The organism is Pelotomaculum isophthalicicum JI (genome assembly GCF_029478095.1).
Lineage (GTDB): Bacteria > Bacillota > Desulfotomaculia > Desulfotomaculales > Pelotomaculaceae > Pelotomaculum_D > Pelotomaculum_D isophthalicicum.
This window is the reverse complement of the sequence record NZ_JAKOAV010000031.1, coordinates 22554-40252: the sequence shown is the minus strand read 5'-3', so window position 1 is coordinate 40252 and position 17699 is coordinate 22554. Positions and strand designations below refer to the sequence as shown.

General features: G+C 44.8%; 18 protein-coding genes, 1 pseudogene and 1 other annotated feature. Of the genes and pseudogenes, 7 read left to right on the top strand and 12 right to left on the bottom strand.

Annotation, left to right across the window (positions count from 1 at the left end):
• The first annotated feature begins 101 nt into the window (after positions 1-101).
• The 6 genes and pseudogenes from L7E55_RS14115 to L7E55_RS14090 all read left to right on the top strand — a co-directional run.
• On the top strand, positions 102-707 hold the full coding sequence (locus L7E55_RS14115; protein WP_277444940.1) for a group II intron maturase-specific domain-containing protein: 606 nt from the start codon (positions 102-104) through the stop codon (positions 705-707).
• A 357-nt stretch (positions 708-1064) separates the two neighbouring features.
• Positions 1065-1967, top strand: a complete 903-nt coding sequence (locus L7E55_RS14110; protein ID WP_277444939.1) for a sensor histidine kinase — start codon at positions 1065-1067, stop codon at positions 1965-1967.
• Positions 1909-2529 (top strand): accessory gene regulator ArgB-like protein, encoded by a 621-nt coding sequence (locus L7E55_RS14105; RefSeq protein WP_277444938.1) that lies wholly within the window; start codon positions 1909-1911, stop codon positions 2527-2529. The genes L7E55_RS14110 and L7E55_RS14105 overlap by 59 nt, the downstream gene beginning before the upstream one ends.
• A 43-nt stretch (positions 2530-2572) precedes the next feature.
• A complete protein-coding gene (locus tag L7E55_RS14100; RefSeq protein ID WP_277444937.1) occupies positions 2573-3298 on the top strand; it encodes a LytR/AlgR family response regulator transcription factor in 726 nt (241 codons plus the stop codon).
• Positions 3299-3953: 655 nt separating this feature from the next.
• A complete protein-coding gene (locus tag L7E55_RS14095) occupies positions 3954-4361 on the top strand; it encodes a tyrosine-type recombinase/integrase (RefSeq protein ID WP_277444936.1) in 408 nt (135 codons plus the stop codon).
• A 121-nt stretch (positions 4362-4482) separates the two neighbouring features.
• A pseudogene (locus tag L7E55_RS14090) lies at positions 4483-5103 on the top strand (IS66 family transposase); the annotation flags it as partial.
• 25 nt (positions 5104-5128) lie between these two features.
• Here the strand turns inward: L7E55_RS14090 and L7E55_RS14085 are convergent.
• Together L7E55_RS14085 and L7E55_RS14080 are read right to left on the bottom strand one after the other, a co-directional pair.
• Positions 5129-5554 carry an S-layer homology domain-containing protein gene (locus tag L7E55_RS14085; protein WP_277444935.1) on the bottom strand — a complete coding sequence of 142 codons (426 nt, stop codon included), beginning with the start codon at positions 5552-5554 and terminating at the stop codon, positions 5129-5131.
• A gap of 559 nt (positions 5555-6113) precedes the next feature.
• On the bottom strand, positions 6114-6551 hold the full coding sequence (locus L7E55_RS14080) for an acyl-CoA thioesterase (RefSeq protein WP_277444934.1): 438 nt from the start codon (positions 6549-6551) through the stop codon (positions 6114-6116).
• 256 nt (positions 6552-6807) lie between these two features.
• On the opposite strand from L7E55_RS14080, the gene L7E55_RS14075 reads away from it, so the two are divergent.
• Positions 6808-6909 (top strand): heavy-metal-associated domain-containing protein, encoded by a 102-nt coding sequence (locus L7E55_RS14075; protein WP_476748271.1) that lies wholly within the window; start codon positions 6808-6810, stop codon positions 6907-6909.
• 220 nt (positions 6910-7129) lie between these two features.
• Here L7E55_RS14075 and L7E55_RS14070 read toward each other — a convergent pair whose 3' ends face one another.
• From L7E55_RS14070 to L7E55_RS14025, 10 genes are all read right to left on the bottom strand, one after another.
• Positions 7130-7867, bottom strand: coding sequence for a phosphoribosylanthranilate isomerase (locus L7E55_RS14070; RefSeq protein ID WP_277444932.1), 738 nt, complete (start codon positions 7865-7867; stop codon positions 7130-7132).
• Positions 7833-8528, bottom strand: coding sequence for an indole-3-glycerol-phosphate synthase (locus tag L7E55_RS14065; RefSeq protein ID WP_277444931.1), 696 nt, complete (start codon positions 8526-8528; stop codon positions 7833-7835). Before L7E55_RS14065 ends, L7E55_RS14070 begins: the two co-directional genes overlap by 35 nt.
• A gap of 4 nt (positions 8529-8532) precedes the next feature.
• Positions 8533-9558, bottom strand: coding sequence for an anthranilate phosphoribosyltransferase (gene trpD / locus L7E55_RS14060; RefSeq protein WP_277444930.1), 1026 nt, complete (start codon positions 9556-9558; stop codon positions 8533-8535).
• A gap of 31 nt (positions 9559-9589) precedes the next feature.
• Complete coding sequence (gene trpA / locus L7E55_RS14055) at positions 9590-10372, bottom strand: tryptophan synthase subunit alpha (protein WP_277444929.1); 783 nt, start codon at positions 10370-10372, stop codon at positions 9590-9592.
• Positions 10365-11549, bottom strand: a complete 1185-nt coding sequence (gene trpB / locus L7E55_RS14050) for a tryptophan synthase subunit beta (RefSeq protein WP_277444928.1) — start codon at positions 11547-11549, stop codon at positions 10365-10367. Before trpB ends, trpA begins: the two co-directional genes overlap by 8 nt.
• An 80-nt stretch (positions 11550-11629) precedes the next feature.
• Positions 11630-11879: a binding site (T-box leader), on the bottom strand.
• Positions 11880-11976: 97 nt separating this feature from the next.
• Positions 11977-13701 (bottom strand): adenine deaminase, encoded by a 1725-nt coding sequence (locus tag L7E55_RS14045; RefSeq protein WP_277444927.1) that lies wholly within the window; start codon positions 13699-13701, stop codon positions 11977-11979.
• A 131-nt stretch (positions 13702-13832) separates the two neighbouring features.
• On the bottom strand, positions 13833-13979 hold the full coding sequence (locus tag L7E55_RS14040) for a hypothetical protein (RefSeq protein WP_277444926.1): 147 nt from the start codon (positions 13977-13979) through the stop codon (positions 13833-13835).
• A gap of 25 nt (positions 13980-14004) precedes the next feature.
• Entirely contained in the window at positions 14005-14982 is a 978-nt protein-coding gene (locus L7E55_RS14035; protein WP_277444925.1) for a glycosyl hydrolase family 18 protein, read from the bottom strand.
• Positions 14983-15197: 215 nt separating this feature from the next.
• Positions 15198-16388: an MFS transporter gene (locus tag L7E55_RS14030; protein ID WP_277444923.1), complete on the bottom strand. Its 1191-nt coding sequence runs from the start codon at positions 16386-16388 to the stop codon at positions 15198-15200.
• A 293-nt stretch (positions 16389-16681) separates the two neighbouring features.
• Positions 16682-17680, bottom strand: coding sequence for a GGGtGRT protein (locus tag L7E55_RS14025; protein ID WP_277444922.1), 999 nt, complete (start codon positions 17678-17680; stop codon positions 16682-16684).
• Between the last annotated feature and the right edge of the window lie 19 nt (positions 17681-17699).

Here is a 17699-nt window from a genome sequence, read left to right as displayed (position 1 = left end):
AAAACTGTTCGTACACTGGCAAATGGGAATTTTTCCTGGGGCTGGATAATGGGAGCCGGATGAGCTGAGAGGTTCACGTCCGGTTCTGAGAGGGCCTGGGGGTGAGATTCCCCTGGGCTACTCACCTCCTGATTTTCGGAAAAAGCCGGAAACAGGTAGGGCAGTACATGGCCTATGCCATAAAGATACTGGAAAAAGACCTGAAGCTAAAGGTGAACCGGGAAAAGACTTGCATAACCAGCGTATACCAAGGTGTGGCCTACTTAGGAGTCAACATTTGCGAGAAGTGGGTGATCATACACCCCAAAAGAATCAAGCGGTTCAAGGATAAGATCAGGAAATTGACCAAAAGGAATCAGGGGAAGAATTTGGAAGACATCATAAAAGAGATCAATCCTGTACTGCGCGGCTGGATTAACTATTTCAGGATAGCCAACTGCAAAACATTGCTGGAGGACCTGATGGGCTGGATAAGAAGGCGACTCCGGATGAAAAAGATGAAGGAATGGAAGTCATGGAAAGCGCTGCATAAGCAGTTGCGCCGGATGGGCTATCACGGAGATTTTGAGAAAATTTCTGTGACACGTTGGAGAAACTCAGCAAGCCCGTTAATCAGCATGGCACTTCCAAACCGGTGGTTCGATACGCTTAGGCTGTATGATATGACAAAGGTAAAAGTCGGGATTTTGCCTTGTTATTATGAATGATAACGACCGAGGTTTGTCAGGAGCCGTATACGAGGCCCGTACGTACGGTTCTGTGAGAGCCAAAAAGTCGGGATTAATTTTCCCGACTTTTAGCTACTCGATTATTACAGGAACCAATTTATGGCACTGTTTTATTTCAATAGCCGCGGGGGCATTGATTCTTGGGGTGTTGGAAGGAGCGTTATTGCCGATACTTCTCAATATAACTGCCGTTACTATAGATAGCCTTGTTTTAAAGCCATGGTTGAATATATTATACTTTCTGCCATCAGGTGACATTATGGTTATTTTATATATTTTTATAAAGAAATATAATTTTATAATCTTTGACTTAAGTTTAGATAGGGATTGATTGCCTTGTATAAAAATGGTAGATCAGTGATTATTTCTACCATCCTTCTGAATACTTTGTTTAATGTATTAATTAATCAAGAAATATATCTATCTAAAGATATCCATGATTTAAAAGCGTTTCTACCATTTATAAATTTAGCAGTTTTATTATTAAGCGGTCTAGTCGTTTTTTCAATCAAAAGCCTTGAGGAAAATACTAAGAAAATAGTGGAATTAAATCTTTTAAAAACGCACCTCTCACAAGTGGAGAATTTAATAAATACTTTGCAAGTCCAAAAACATGAACACAGCAGGCATATTCAGACTCTGCAGGCTATGTTGCACCTGGATGAAGCGGATAAAGCCATTGAATACATTGAAGGTATAGCGGAGAATTACAGACATTCAGAAGAAATAGTATACGTTGGCCATCCTGCTCTTACGGCGCTTTTAAACGGCAAACGAAAAGTGGCTGAGGCTATGAAAATTGACTTTGCCTTTTCCGTAAAATGCGATATTGCCGATATAAATATACCTCCCTGGGATTTATGCAGTATTTTGGGCAACCTCCTGGATAATGCATTTGACGCAGTTCTCCAAGCCAATATCGACCGTAGGGTGGCCATAGAAATAAAGCATGAAGACTTGAATTATGTCATGTATGTCTACAATACAGGGCCTAAAATTCCTGAAGCGGTTAGACAAAGGTTGTTTATAGCAGGTTTTACCACAAAGAAGTCCGAAGCTCGCGGGTACGGTTTGTACCTGGTTAAAAAACTGGTGGATAGGTACGGGGGAAGAATTGACGTAGTATCGGAAGAACGGACAACATTTATTGTATATCTTCCTGACAGAGGTAGAAAAGTAGATGATAAAAACTCTAGCCCGAAAAATAGCCATTGTCATGGGGGCGCAGTTAAAGGTTAACCGGGATCAAGTAGAAATTTTCACCTATGGGTTGGAGCTAATATTCGGAACACTGGTTCAGTTAGTGCTAATAATGTCCTTATCTTTGCTGGTGGATACCTTCATAACGACCATGTTATGCCTGATAGCCTTTGCATCATTGAGATTTTTTGGAGGAGGCGTTCACTTAAGCACGTATCCATTATGCCTGGTGATTGGTGTCTCTTTACTGATAAGCCTCGGCAAATTAGCAACCTTAGCTGTAAACCCTGTATCATTGACGTTTATATCAGCATTAATTTTACTGATGGGTATTTACGTTATCTTTAGATGGGTGCCGGCGGGTACAGCAAAGAAACAAATAAGAGATGAATCAATAAGGCAGGAACAAAGGAAAAAAGCCTTCCTTGTTTTAACCGTATGGTCCGTTGTCATCGTTATGCTTATAACGCAAAAGATGGCCGCCGACGCTTTTGCAGTGATTTTGGGAATCCTCGGAAGTCTTATTTTGATGACTCCATTGGGATACAAAGCAGCTAAGGTTCTTGACAGCATTCTGAATATTGCCGGGAAGGAGGTGTAACCAATGCTGAAAAAAATGATAACGATATAGGGGACAGATGTAAATGGTAAATATTTTGCTTCTAGAAGATGAACTTTACACCAGGAGATTTCTCAAAAAGTTGGTATCTGAAAACCCTTCCGTTGACAAGGTAATTGATACTCCAAGCGGTAAAGAAGCAATCAATTTTGCCAGGGAATATAAACTGGACATAGCGTTATTGGATATAGAGCTGGCCCCAGAAGAAGGGTTGAACGGAATATTAGTCGCTAAAAAAATACATGATTTCAATCCTGATATATTTTTTGTTTTTATAACAGGGTACTCTCAATATGCAATTGACTCATTCGCTGTCCACCCATATGACTACATTCTAAAGCCAGTGAAAAAAGCAAAAATTAATGAAATTATAAGCAATCTTACGAAAGAAATAAAAAAAAGAAACGATATTGGGAGCAGTCCCCCAAAAATTAGGATCAAAGCCAAGAATGAAATATTTATTATAGCGCCTAGCGATATCCTATTTATTGAGAGACAGGAAAAAATTAATCTGATTCATACAGAAAACAATATTTACAAGACACATCAAACCCTAAGTAAGTTAGAAGAAAAATTAGGAGGTAATTTCCTTAGAGTTCACAAGTCATTTATAGCGAACATGGACAAAATCAGTAGAATTAGAGAGGTAGGTAACAGGTCTTATGAGATCGAATTTGACGGATATGACAAGGTTGCTTTAATGAGCCGATATAAATTCGAAGAACATAAACACAGATTTACCCCTTTGTAGAAGGGGTTATTTTTTGGTTGTTTCATGATTCTTATCAGGCTATACACATCCATAAAATGGTTATTTAGGAATAACTGCTAGAAATATGCAATTATTTGATTATAATTGTGAGTAAGTTAATGTGTGAGTTTGAATCGGTATGATCCCATTATGAAAAGGAGAGTAATATGTCGGGATTTTTATAAGCCCAACATTGCTATTCATTTCGCTATGAATGGGTTTTTATATTAAACGGAAAATCGATTCTCATGTTATACAATATAACTAAAAATTTCAATTATGGCAATTTATAATATAACCTTGTCGAGAGACAGAGATTTTAAACTATAGGCGAGGCCGATAAAAAGCCATAAATGCCTGGGTGCCTTGACATAGTATGAGAAGCTTTAATTGGACCTTCCCGACCAGGAAGGAGTGAATTCAATGGTCAAATAAAAGTGATTTGTGAAATAATCCAGTAAATTTTATCCCAAAGTTTACGGCATACGACGCCATGGAGCTTATCCTAGAGATCCGGTGCAGGCCTCCGAGTGCGAGGATATGTCCCGCCCGGTACCAGCCATAGGAAGTATTAATCATTTCCGCCACTTTGACCGAAGTATGTGAGGAGGTGGAGTTTTTAATAATTGGGTTGGGGAAATAGGTAAATGTTGAAATGAAAAACTATTTTAAAAGGGGGAAAATAGCATCGCTTCCGGAAAGGCATATATTCTCCAGCCAGACACACGAAAAGATGACCGTATCCTGCATCGAAGAAATCTTCAAAAAATATGTCTGGATAGCAAAGCAGATGAATCCCGGCTTATTTATTGATGACAGTTATACGCCCCATTCAATGAGACATTCGACAGCAAGCCATATGTTAGAAGCAGGTGTCCCGCTTGCTGTGATTAAGAACTTTCTGGGACACTCGTCATTACAGTCTACTCAGATTTATGCTGAGATATCTCAGAATACTGTGGATAAGCATCTGAAGGAATGGAATGAGCGGTGGTTCTCAATACCAGCCAACGCAGATCATAACACTGTCCGTGATAATGAGTTGCCTGATTTTCTACGATGATTGTTTCATTATGATTATCTGAGAAGGTTTTAAAGCTTTACCTATCCCTTCAACTTTGATCATACCTTCTTGGATAATCATACATCTGGGATAATGTGCCTTATTCCAGTTCTCGAATAAGGCACATGCAAGAAGGAAATTTGCGGAAACACTCAAGGCCCTGCCGCCTGATCAGAAAAACAAGCCGGTAGCAGCTAGTATGGGACTGGACTACTGTAATCAGCTGTTTGCCATTGAACGCCAACTGAAAGATAAAAATATATCCGATCAGGAACGGTATGAAGAAAGGCTGAAATTAAGTAAGCCGGTTCTGGATAATTTCTATGTCTGGCTGAATAGACAGCGGCAACAAACCCTGCCTAAAAGCGCTTTTGGGCAGGCGATTACCTATTGCCTGAATCAATGGGAAAACCTGAACAATTTCCTGCTGGATGGCCGGTTGGAGATAGATAACAACCGGGCGGAACGCTCGATAAAGCCCTTCGTGATCGGGAGGAAAAACTTCTTGTTCGCCAATACTCCCAGGGGCGCTAAAAGTAGTGCAATTATTTACAGCATTATCGAAACCGCCAAAGAGAATAATCTTAAACCCTTCAACTATCTAACCTATCTGTTTGAGCAGCTGCCTAATGTAGACACGGGTGATCCTGCTGTTATTGACAGTTTAATGCCCTGGTCTGATGCACTGCCGGCCGACTGCCGCATGCCCCAACAAAATAAAAGTACCCCAAACCTCTCTTAATGTACAGGTGTGCCCTTTTTTACGCTTACAGCTCTAGCTGCTGCAGCCACGTAGCCTCTGGCCCAACTGGAGATGGAGGCGTCGTCGCTGAAGGCAGTCTTTTCACCGATTGCGGCTTTCGCCTCGCTGCCGCCCTGACCAGCATTGCCGCCATCTGCTCCCTGTTGATCAACTCGCCGGGCAGGAACTCGCCGCCCCCTGAACCCTTTACCAGGCCTGCCCGGGAAACCGCTTCAACGTAGCCCCAGCACCAGCTGTCTGGCGCCACGCCCGTAAAGGACGGTTGCGGCGGCTTGTATTCAGCCAAACCGAGGGCTGCTGCGACCAGCTTGGCAAACTCTCCCCTGGTGATAATGCCCCCGGGCTTGAAGCTGCCGTCCGGGTACCCGGAAATAACGCCCCGCTCACATAATTCTGTTATTACGCTAAACACCCAGTGCTGTTCCGGCATATCCTGGAACCTGCACTCTTCGCGCCCAGAGTTGCTCAATACAAAAATTACTTTCTGGCTGAATATGCCGTCACAGAACGTGCATGTTGACCGCCGAGATTGTGCATACTGACCGTTGCCATTGTGCATGGTCGCACGTCGAACATATTGTGCAACTGGGGTTCACCTACTCAAGGATTATGGAAAGTGACGCCCTATGGACAACCCTACCAGGTTGACCACAGGGCTTGCTTGTGTTAATTAAAAAGTTGACCACCGTGACAACCAAATTATTGACCACCCAGAGGCGGTTTTTCGTTAATCGGTTAGATCTTTTAGCTTTTCTCTTTTTAGTTATTTCGCCATTTAAATGGAAAAAGCCTGCCGACATTGACTTTGTCGACAGGCTGAGCCCTTCCCGGCAATCGTGAAGTGCTGCTATCCTCACAAGAATCATGCTCTGGAAAAACGTTTTACGGTGATATCAGGGAACTGAAATTCCAAGCTATTGGTATGAGTTCCTGATATTTCTGCCTGGTAAACATGCTAGTCTCGGTTTGCTACTGCTTTATCGCACTGCTTAAAGAGGTTCCGGGGGAACTATATTACCGCTGCTCATCTTTTCCAGTCCCTTCCTGAGTTCATCAGCAATTGTTAGTTTAGTCTCTTTAACAAAATCATAGTAAACGAGAATATCTTGCGCCTCAGCGGCCATTTGATTGCGATTATTATAAATAGCGTGCTTGATAACAAAACTTGTATTTTTAATCTCCGATACCTTGGAATAGACATGAATTTTGCCCGGATAAAATAGTGGACGGTAATACTGACAGGTAATCGAAGCCAGCACCGGGCCTTCTTTTTCTTTTGCCTGAGATTGCATCAAACCGATTATATGTAAAAGTTCGACCCTTGCTTCCTGGACATAGTATATGAACGACACATTATTCACGTGTCCACGAAAATCAACTTCAAACCAATCGATCCGACGCTCTAGTTTGTGGGCATAGCCGTTCACAAAAATACCTCCCGCATGGAAAATTGCATTCGTTTAACAAACACGTCCACTCATACCAATAATGACTTATAATCATATTATATATTGCAGGGAACTAGTATCAAACAAAATCCTTAAAAAAAACGAACAAATCATTTTAATGGGGAATTTGTAAATAAAGGTTAATACAGCCAACAAAATTACTTGAAGGTGAAGTGCTTGGGCTGAAGGATTAAATGCGCCGATCTTTGTTTATCGAATTAAAGGCATTACCTGAATGGACTGCGCCGCTAAGTTTGAAAAAATCATAGCGGCACTCCCTGGCGTCACCAAGGCCACTCTAAACGCAAAAGCAGGCAAGCTTACCGTTGAGGGATAAGCCAGTCTGGAGACTATATCATCACCCTTGCTTACAAGCCGCAGGATGAATTGGTAAAGCCAAGGAGGAACTGGTAGTTAGTCCGGATGGTGATGGCCTTGACACCTTGCTGGCCGGTTATGTCATAGAGCGAGCTCATAGCAAAGCATTTAGCTTAATAGCCAAATTGAGGCTGCTGAGAAATTTGGGATTAAAACTGATGATGAAGATAATTTACCAATTAAAAAGGCGATGGATTACGAATGGCTGATAACAAGCGAGACAGCAATGCAGCATCCTTTTCGCCCACGATACTCTCTACGCCGGTCATGACATCGATGAAGCCGGCGCCTGTCTGCGTCACAAAATCGCGGGCATTATGGGCATTTATTCCGCCGGCAATGATGACCGGCTTTGAAGATAGCTTGATTATTTGTGAGCAGAACTTGAGATCCAGTTCGGTGCCATTGTCGGACGCATTTGATGGAACACGTGAATCTGCAAGCAATCCGTAAACACTGGTTTTGCACAGTTCCCCAACGATCGCTTCAATATCCGTAGTGCCAAACTGTGAGATTCGATCTTCCATTGCTGGAGGAACTGTTTTAATCACATCGATATTCAGTTTCCGCAGTGCATCAGAAATTATTATTGTATCGTCCAGTGTTTCCTGGTAATGAAGCTGCACCATGGAGGGGCGCAGGCTGGCTGCCAGTCCGATCACTTTTTCGGGAGCGCCGCCGGTAACAATGCAGCTTTGGTGCGGGGGATGGACCATGCTCAACAGCGGCAACGCCTGGGAGCGGCTCAAATTCCAGGGAACTGGAATCGGGTATTCCGTAACAAAGCCTAGAATATCCACACCCAGCTTCATGCACATTTGTACGTCATTTTCGCGTTTCAAACCACATATTTTTACTTTAATGCCACCCATTGACTTGATCTCACAATCCTTCGCTAAGAGCCAGATAGCGCTCACGCATGTTTTCAGCCTGCCAGATAGCTGTTCCGATCAGTACTGCATCGGCGCCTGCGCGAACTGCCGCCTGTGCTTGCGCAGGGGTTTGAATGGAACTTTCACTGATCAGTATGGCGTCTTTGGGCTTATATGCGGCCAGCAGCGCTGTGGCATAAACGGTTCCGTCATCCTTTTCAAGTTCAAGGATATTGCGATTGTTAATCCCCACAAGTTTGGCGCCGGTTTTCCCGGCCATAATCAATTCCTCTTTCGTATGAGCCTCAACCAGCGGTTCCAGGCCGATTTTCAACGCTTCTCCATACAGCTCCATCAGCAAAGGAAACGGCTGAATAGCACAGATCAGCAGGACTGCCTCTGCGCCACAAGTCTTTGTGAGCTTCAGATCCTCTACGCTGGTGATAAAATCCTTGCGGAGAATAGGAAGCTTTGTCTCTGCTGCAATTCGCTCCAGCAATTCCAGGGAGCCGCCGAAGTTTTTTGGCTCGGTGACCACCGACAGTGCAGGCGCGCCTGCTTTAGCCAATAGCTTTGCCGCTTCTACCGGATCTCTGCCCCGCAGCAGATCGCCCTCCTTGGGGGAAGCGCACTTTATATCGGGAATAACGGGAAGGAATCCGGCCTTTTTTCTTGCCAACAACGCATCGGAGAATCTCGTATTCATTTGTCTACTCCGCAAACGAGTTGGACATTTTACACAGTTGCTTCAATTTTTCCGCCGCGGCGCCACTGTCGATCAACTGTTGGGCAAGTGCTATGCCTTCCTCAAAACTGGCAGCTTTGCCGCCGACTTTCAAGGCGCCGGCAGCATTAAGAATAACCACACTACGCCTGGGGCCGGTTATTTCACCGGAAAAGACACCACGGATTGTATTTGCGTTTTCTTCGGGAAGTCCTGTTTTAATCTCTTCCAGCGTGCAGCGCTCCATGCCAAAGTCCTCGGGCTCAATCTCATAGGTTGTGATCTCGCCATCTTTCAGCTCATTAATTCTGGTTTTGCCAAGCAGTGAAATTTCGTCCAGACCATCCAGGCCATGTACAAACATGGCGTTGGTGTAGCCGAGCTCTTTGGCCACATAAGACACGGTATCGAGCAGATCGGGCTTGTAAACGCCAAGGATATGTCTGGGTGCGAAAGCTGGGTTGATCAATGGGCCAATGATTGTATAGAAAATAGTTTTGATCCCAAGTTCCGATTCCGCAGGCAGAACCTTACACATAACCGGATGGAACAAAGGCGCATAGATGAAGGCAATGCCGATATCCTCAATCATCTTTTCAGCCTGTGCAGGCGTCAGGTTGATGTTGACACCCAGAGCCTCCAGCACGTCCGCGCTGCCGGACAGGCTGGAAATGGAACGGCTGCCATGCTTTGCGATGGGGATACCCGCTGCCGCAGCAACGATGGCTGTTGCAGTGGAAATATTGAAAGTGCTTAAACCTCCGCCAGTCCCGCAAGTGTCCATCAGATCGGCTTCCACCTTCGGCTTCAGGGGAACACAGTTTTCCCGCATGGCTTTGGCGAAGAAGGCCAATTCCTTCAGTGAACTGCCTTTCATCAGAAGTGCGACCTGAAAAGCGCCGATCTGAACATCACTGATCTCATCATTGTTGATGGAGTTAATCAATTGAAAAATATCCTGTTCAGTCAGTTCCTGATTGGTTGTTGTCTTGCTCAAAATATTTTTGTACATAATTTATGTCCTCCTAAATTTATTAATGGCTTTATTTAGTGGCAGCATCAATGCCTTTTTTCATACTGTGCACATACTCTGAGACGGGTTCAACGCAATCCTTGCCGAATTTTGCAACCAGTTTGACAATTGCGCTTCCGACGATTACGCCATCGGACAGCCTGGCCATGCTGCCGGCCTGTTCTGGTGTGGCGATGCCAAAGCCGACCGCACATGGAACACCGGTTACTTCCCGAACTTTTTGCACCATTTTGCCGATGTCCGTGGTAATCTCGCTACGCACGCCGGTTACGCCAAGGGAAGATACGCAATAGATGAACCCTTTGGCTTCTTTGGCGATCAAGGTGATCCGCTCTTCCGAGGTGGGGGCGATCATCGAGATTAAGTCAACTCCGTGGCGCTCACAGAGATCTGCCAATTCGTCTTTTTCTTCAAAAGGCAGATCCGGGACAATAAGCCCGTCTATGCCGCATTCGGCACACCGTGTCAAAAACCTCTCTTTCCCGTATGTGTAAATTGGATTTAGATAAGTCATAAACAGCAGCGGAACGCCCGATTTTTGCCGGATTCGGGCGACCATAGCAAACAGCATGTCTGTGGTGCACCCGCCCAGCAGGGCACGCTGGTCTGCCTCCTGTATGACGATGCCTTCCGCAATCGGGTCAGAAAACGGGATGCCGATTTCGATCAGGTCAGCGCCTGCCGCCGCCATGGCGGGGACCAGTTTCTCCGTGGTTTCAATATCGGGATCGCCGCCCGTGATGAAGGTGATTAAGGCTTTGCGGTTTTCAAAGGCTTTCGTAATTTTACTCATAAAGTGCGACCCCCTTGTACCTGGCGATTGCCGCCACGTCTTTGTCGCCCCGTCCCGATAGATTGACGACAATGATCTGCTCCTGCGCCATGGCGGGCGCCAGCTTCATGGCGTAGGCAACGGCGTGGGCACTTTCAACCGCGGGAATGATGCCCTCCGTGCGGGAAAGATATTCAAAGGCATTTACAGCTTCGTCGTCCGTGACCGGGACGTACTGTGCCCTGCCTGTGTCGGAGAGTTGCGCGTGCTCCGGCCCGATGCCCGGATAGTCAAGCCCCGCCGAGATGGAGTAAACCGGTGCGATCTGACCGTACTCGTCCTGGCAGAAGTAGGACTTCATGCCGTGGAACACGCCGACGGCACCATTGGCAATTGTTGCCGCATTCTTTGGGTTGTCTACGCCAAGTCCGGCAGCCTCGCAGCCGATGAGCTTCACCGACGGCTCTTGAATGAACTCATAAAAGGCTCCCATGGCGTTGCTGCCACCGCCTACACAGGCGATGACCGCGTCGGGTAGTTTTCCTTCTGTCTTCATGATCTGCTCTTTAATCTCTTTACCGATGACCTTCTGAAAATCCCGTACAATGGTAGGGAAGGGATGCGGCCCCATGACAGAACCCAGGACGTACAGCGTGTCATCCATGCGTGTTGTCCACTCGCGCATAGTTTCGTTTACGGCGTCTTTTAGCGTCATCGTGCCGCTGGTGACCGGGTGGACTTTGGCGCCCAGCAGTTCCATGCGAAATACATTTAAAGCCTGTCGCTCGGTGTCTTCCTTGCCCATAAATATTTCGCATTCCATATCCATCAGGGCAGCTGCTGTCGCAGTGGCGACGCCATGCTGCCCTGCGCCCGTTTCCGCGATCACGCGGGTTTTTCCCATGCGTTTGGCCAGCAGTACCTGGCCCAGGACATTGTTGATTTTATGGGAGCCTGTATGATTGAGGTCCTCTCGTTTGAGGTATAGCTTTGCGCCGCCAAGTTTCCGGGTCATCTTCTCCGCATAATACAGCAGCGATGGCCTGCCCGCGTACTTCTTCAGTAAAATCTCCAGCTCATTTTGAAAAGCGAGATCATTTTTATAGAACTCGTAGGCTTTTTCCAGTTCCTGCACGGCCCTCATCAATGTCTCCGGTATATACTGCCCGCCGTAATTGCCAAATCTTCCTTTTTTCATATTACACACTTCCCTGGATTAAGCTTTGAATTTCATTTTGTGTCCTTTGGGGGCAAATAAAAAAGCTTTTGTCCCGTCTTGCATAGGACAAAAGCTTATAACTTCTGTGGTGCCACCTAAATTGATGCAAACGCATCCACTCATTTACGTACCATCATACGCATTCCAATGGTAACGGGTGGAAATCCCGTTGGGCATTACTTAGTCAAAGACCTTTCCTCCCACCTTTATGAGCCCATTCCATAGTACGTTGCTTATTGCAATCCCAGCACCTTGCAACTCTCTGTAAAGCAATCCAAACTATGTACTCTTCTCAATCAACAGTTTACTATATTTAATTGTTCTAATGATACTGCAACTTTAAATATTTCACAAGTAGTTTTTTAAATTTAGAGGATTTCCAGTGCCCACACGCCCCTCATGGTGGCTAGGCTAGTACATTCACCATCCGTTTTTCTCTGGATTGATAGTATCCCCTGGACAGTAACCGCAGCGAAGGTATGGCGGTAAAGGTAACGGTAAATAATGTTAATAGCGGGTTGTCAATTTTGCATCCTGCCTCTCTTACCGCTCTTTCCAGGGATGTGTTTTTTGCAGCCACTTCTGGCCCTGGGATATCGGAAATGCATCCCAAAATGGGAAGCGGCAGTTCTTCAATTACCTGCCCCTCGCAACAATAAACAATGCCACCTTGCAACTCGCGGATTCGATTTACTGCGGCGGCCATATCGCTATCACTTGCACCCATTACTACCAGACTTCCTTCGTCGTAAGAATAGCTGCTGGCCAGCGCACCCCTTTTCAGTCCGTATCCCTTGATAAATCCGGTACAGCCCTTAATATTTCTGATGTAGCGATTGATTACCGCCACTTTTAAAACATCATCGCCGCCGGCGGGTGCTATTTCTCCATCAATTACTGGTAAATCCAATGTCGTTTCACGGTTAACAATGTTGGTGATTAATTCTATGGCACGTACTTTGGTTATTGGAGAAGTGGCCGGCACCCTAAAAAAGCCGGGTTGTACCGGGTTAATATTAATGCATTGATACGTATCAGCCGGAAAGTGTGTTTTGGCCGGTTTTTCTAGCATTCTGCCATCCTGGGCTACCACTTTACCTCGACAAATAACTAACTTGGGCTCAATTGTTTTTAGATTGGGGATAATTACCATATCAGCGCATTTCCCTGGCGCTATCCCACCGAGGTGGCCCCCCAGGTGAAAATGTTCTGCCACATTAATAGTAGCCATCTGGATTGCCGTCACAGGGTTAAGTCCCAGGTTAATGGCCTTTTGCACTATGTAATCCATGTGACCGTATCGGAGCAAATCAACCGGCCAAACTGCATCGGAAACTAGAATTGCCCTGCGTAATGCTAAATCCATTTCGGTTAAAGGACCAATAACAGCATCCAATTCCCGGCGGATCGAACCTTCCCGAATCATGGTAAACAAACCCAGTCGCAGTCTGTCGCGCACCTCTTCAGCGGTAATGGGTTCGTGGCAAGAATCAATGCCATGAGCTACAAAAGCGGCTAATCTCTGGCTTTTAGCGCCTGCCCCGTGTCCCTCCACTGTTTTTCCCAGCGAAATGGCCGCCTCAATAATATTAATTAAACCTTCGTTTGAGCCGGTATCAAGCAGATTAGACCAGTATATTTCACCGGTGCCCACTATTCCCGGCCGCTGCAGCAAACTTATCATTTCAGACTCATTAATCACACTAATACCGTTTCCATTGTCGGAACATAGAAAGGATATAATTGGGGCTGTGGCAAAAATTCTCTGCGGTTGGTTTTTGAATTGATCGATAAAAGCATTAACTCCTTGGATACCCATGGCATTGGAAGTAAAATAACACTCGGTGATAGTTGTGGTAGTACCCCGGGCAAGGGAAAGGCCGACAAATTCTTCTATATTCATTAATGATGCATCCATATGTATGTGACCGTCAATCATGCCCGGTATAATCAGCTGTCCATCGGCGTCGATAATTTTGGTGTTTTGACCCTCCGGAAAGTCAAGTTTCGTTCCCACGTAAGCGATCCTGTCTCCAGCAATAAGCAATTGCTGGTTCTCAAGAATTTCGCCAGTGTAGACATTTAATACATCACAATTGTTAATAATCAAGTCGGCAGGTTCTTTTCCCATGGAGACTTTACCAAGTCGACTTATAAGATCGGCTTTTAATTCTATGCTCATAGTTACTTAGGGAGCACTTTTGGCGATATTGCTCCTTTCTCCCTCCTTCTGAATTTATTATAATTATAACATATTTTTTACTATTCAGAATTCATTAATTTCTTTAACTCACGATCATACCTTGCTTGTCCCAGGAAGAAAGCCGGAGCATAATCCTCTTCAAAGTCATCACCCAGGCAAAAAGCAGAGAGGGTTACTCCACTGCCTGTTAATGCGGCCCCGACCATAAAAGAGCTTTCGGAGGAAATGATATCAAAAACGCCGCATCCCCCGGAGCAACTCCCAAATTCTAGGGTCCTCTAAACCCAATCGCCAGACTGCTATACCCGGTATTCCTTCTTGAACAGCGATGTTGATTTTAGCTGCAAAGCTTTGTACATCCTCAAACCAAACGATATGTTCAACACCATTTTCCTTGTAAGTGAAGTTTGGCTCTTGCACCACAGCGTTGTACCTGATACTAACTCCATGGCGATTAGCTGTGGCTATAGCTTCATTAAAGGATAGTTCTTTTGGCAGTCTGTTACGGTCAGCCCACTCTCGGCCGTATACAGCCATTCCCAAGCGGATCTTATCCCGGGGAATAACGGACAGACCATAGGCCAGTACTTGCCTTACAAATCCGATTGAAGCGACCGGCCCGGGTACGGCTACATGTTCGTCGTACGCCAATATATATACCTGGTCGCTGTACCGGGCTAGATCAGGGTAGCTGAATGCTCCTGAAAAAGGATGTTTTGGATCGTCCCGCAGTTCTGGGGGAACTGAAATGGTAGTCAGATAACCATATGGTTTAAGTGTTTGATAAAGCTCTGCCATGAATGTGGTCAAAAAAGGCCTATCCTCCGGAGGCACAAATTCAAAATCAATATTTACGCCAAAAAATCCTTTACGAATAAGCATGTTTAAAATATTGGTTATAAGAAGCTTACGTAGATTCTCGGTGGTCAGCAATTTGTGAATGACACCGGCAAGGTTATACAATAAAGCCAAAACCGGCACACCAAGCTGCCTTAATGTTGCCAAAGTAGCTGCGTCGGACTGGTCGGCAAGAGATCCTGTCTCAGTTACCCCAAACCAGTAGGGAACAAAAAAGCTAATATCTTTACCATGAACCTGAAGAGCTACAAGCGCGCCAGGTTCTGTAACATAATACCAGTTATTTTCGAAATAGAACGGTTGATTTAACATAGCAACCTTTCCTTTTGTCGTAGGAGGGTGTGGCTGCATTACTGCAACCCCCTTTATCGTATATAATACGCATTACAGGTAAACTTTGACACAAGCGTATTTTTAGCGCGCTAAACTTTTGTGAAACCTAAAAGGGCTCTTGCTGCCATGTCATGCCACAGCTCCCTTGGGATAACGGGGTTTATAGGCACACTCATAAGCGATATAATTCAAAACCATCCTTAACCAACTTTAAATATCAAAGTATAAACAACTTATTCGGCAGCAGATACATGAGACATGCTTTTTCTACCTTGCAAGAAATAGTATAAGAAGAAAGTGGCGAATACAACGATACCCATGCTTACATACAAACCGCGATAGCCTATTGTTGGGATTAAAAATCCTAGTATGAAGGGTCCGATACCCATTCCTACATCCGCAAAGATAAAAAAAGTAGAGGTCGCTAGAGCCTTGCGATGTTGGGGCGATACCTTAACAGCTAGAGCTTGGGCACTGGAAAAGATGTTTCCATAGCCAAAACCCGCTAAGACTCCGGCCAATAAAACTGAGGAACCTTGATGAGCCCGGCCAAGGACAATCAGGGCGATCGCAAATAACAGGAAAGCAGGATAAATCACGAAATTTTCTCCTTTTATATCAAACCAGCGACCGGTGAAAGGTCTAGAAATTAAAATAGCAACGGCATAGAAAATAAAGAAAAAGCTCCCTGCATTAATTAGATTTATTTCCTTTGAGTAAGTCGCCATGAAAGATAAAATACTCGAATAACTAAAACATGTCAAAGCCGTAATTATTGCAATAGGTACTGCCTTAGGTTCAATAAAACCGTTAAGGTTAAATAGTTCCATATTTTCAAATTTTTTGTTTGTTGGTTCGACTTTTGGAACGTCTAAAGGGAATGCAACGATAAAGCTAACGCCTAAGGCAATAGCGCATACGATCAAATTTACGTTAAAGTTCGCATGTTGAGTGAGAAACATCCCCAGAAAAGGGCCAATAGCTGTTGCAAGAGTCATGCTTAGAGCATAATAGCTAGTTCCTTCCCCGCGTCGCTCATTTGGAATAATTTCCGCCGAGATTGTTCCCGTAGCTGTCGAAGCCATGCCAAAAGCTGCCCCATGGAACATACGGAGGATTAACAGGAAGGTCAAACTGTATACTCCAAAATATAAGAGTGTGGTCATTAAATAGAACGCGAAGCTAATATAAAGCATCTTTTTCCGCCCAATGCGTTCAATTGAACTTCCAGCATATAACCGTCCCCCAATCGCCCCTAGAATAAAAATGCCGGCTGAAAGGCCAGCTACACTGGGTGAAGCGTTGAACCTGTCCGTCGCATATACCGCTATTATGGCAATTAATAGGTTGTAGGTGAAGTAAACAAAAAAGTTCTCAAGTGAAATAATCAAAAAATCCTTAGTCCATAATTTAGGAGCATTCATTTTTTCTTACCCTCTTCAATTATTATGGTTTTTCTTTTTAGGAAGGAATTTGTAAGCGATGATATATGTTAACAAAGATAACTATATTCTTAACTATTTTACAATGTCAAGGAATAATCTCAGACCTAAATAAAATGACCCGAAGCTCTTAGAGCGTCGGGTAAAAGGCGGGAAATAGCACGTCATCCCTTGTAAAAAGGTTCATCATCATTTAATTCCATTAGTATGGTAGAGTAAGAGAATAAATAAATAAGTAACCCGTGTATCAATAATTGTTTACATAATATAGGTACTTATTTCATTGCTTCTTCAATTGCTACGGCAACTGAGACTGATGCCCCAACCATCGGATTATTACCCATGCCAATCAGCCCCATCATCTCTACATGCGCTGGTACTGAGGATGAGCCCGCAAATTGTGCGTCGGAATGCATCCTGCCCATGGTATCCGTCATTCCATATGAAGCAGGACCTGCTCCCATGTTATCCGGGTGAAGGGTTCTACCGGTGCCCCCTCCGGAGGCTACTGAAAAGTATTTCTTTCCTTGTTCGATGCACTCTTTTTTATAAGTTCCAGCGACCGGGTGTTGAAAACGTGTGGGATTCGTTGAGTTGCCGGTAATTGATACGTCAACTAATTCATGATGCATGATGGCTACCCCTTCACGAACATCATCACAACCATAGCATTTAACCAAAGCTTTTTCACCTTTGGAAAACGGTTTTTCTTCAATAATTTTCAGCTCGCTGGTAAAATAGTCAAGCTCAGTTTTAACATATGTGAAGCCGTTAATTCTCGAAATTATATAGGCGGCGTCTTTACCAAGACCGTTTAGGATAACCCTTAGCGGTTGTTTTCTAACCCGGTTGGCGGATTTCGCGATGCCTATCGCTCCTTCCGCGGCAGCAAAGGATTCATGGCCGGCAAGAAACGCGAAACATTTCGTATCCTCCCTTAGCAGCATGGCAGCCAGGTTGCCATGGCCGACGCCAACCTGTCGCTGGTCCGCAACCGAACCGGGGATACAAAAAGCCTGCAGTCCTTCTCCTAATGCTTCGGCAGCTTCGCTGGCTGTTTTTAGTCCCTTTTTTATCGCGATCGCGGCGCCAAGAGTATAAGCCCATACGGCGTTGTCAAAACAGATTGGTTGAATTGACTTTACAATCGCCTGAACGTCAATTCCTTTATCCGCACAAATTTGCCTCGCTTCGTCAAGGCTGGTCATTCCGTATTTTTCTAAAACCGGGGTGATTTGATTTATTCTTCTCTCATAACTCTCAAATAGTTGCACCTTTTATTCCTCCTATCTC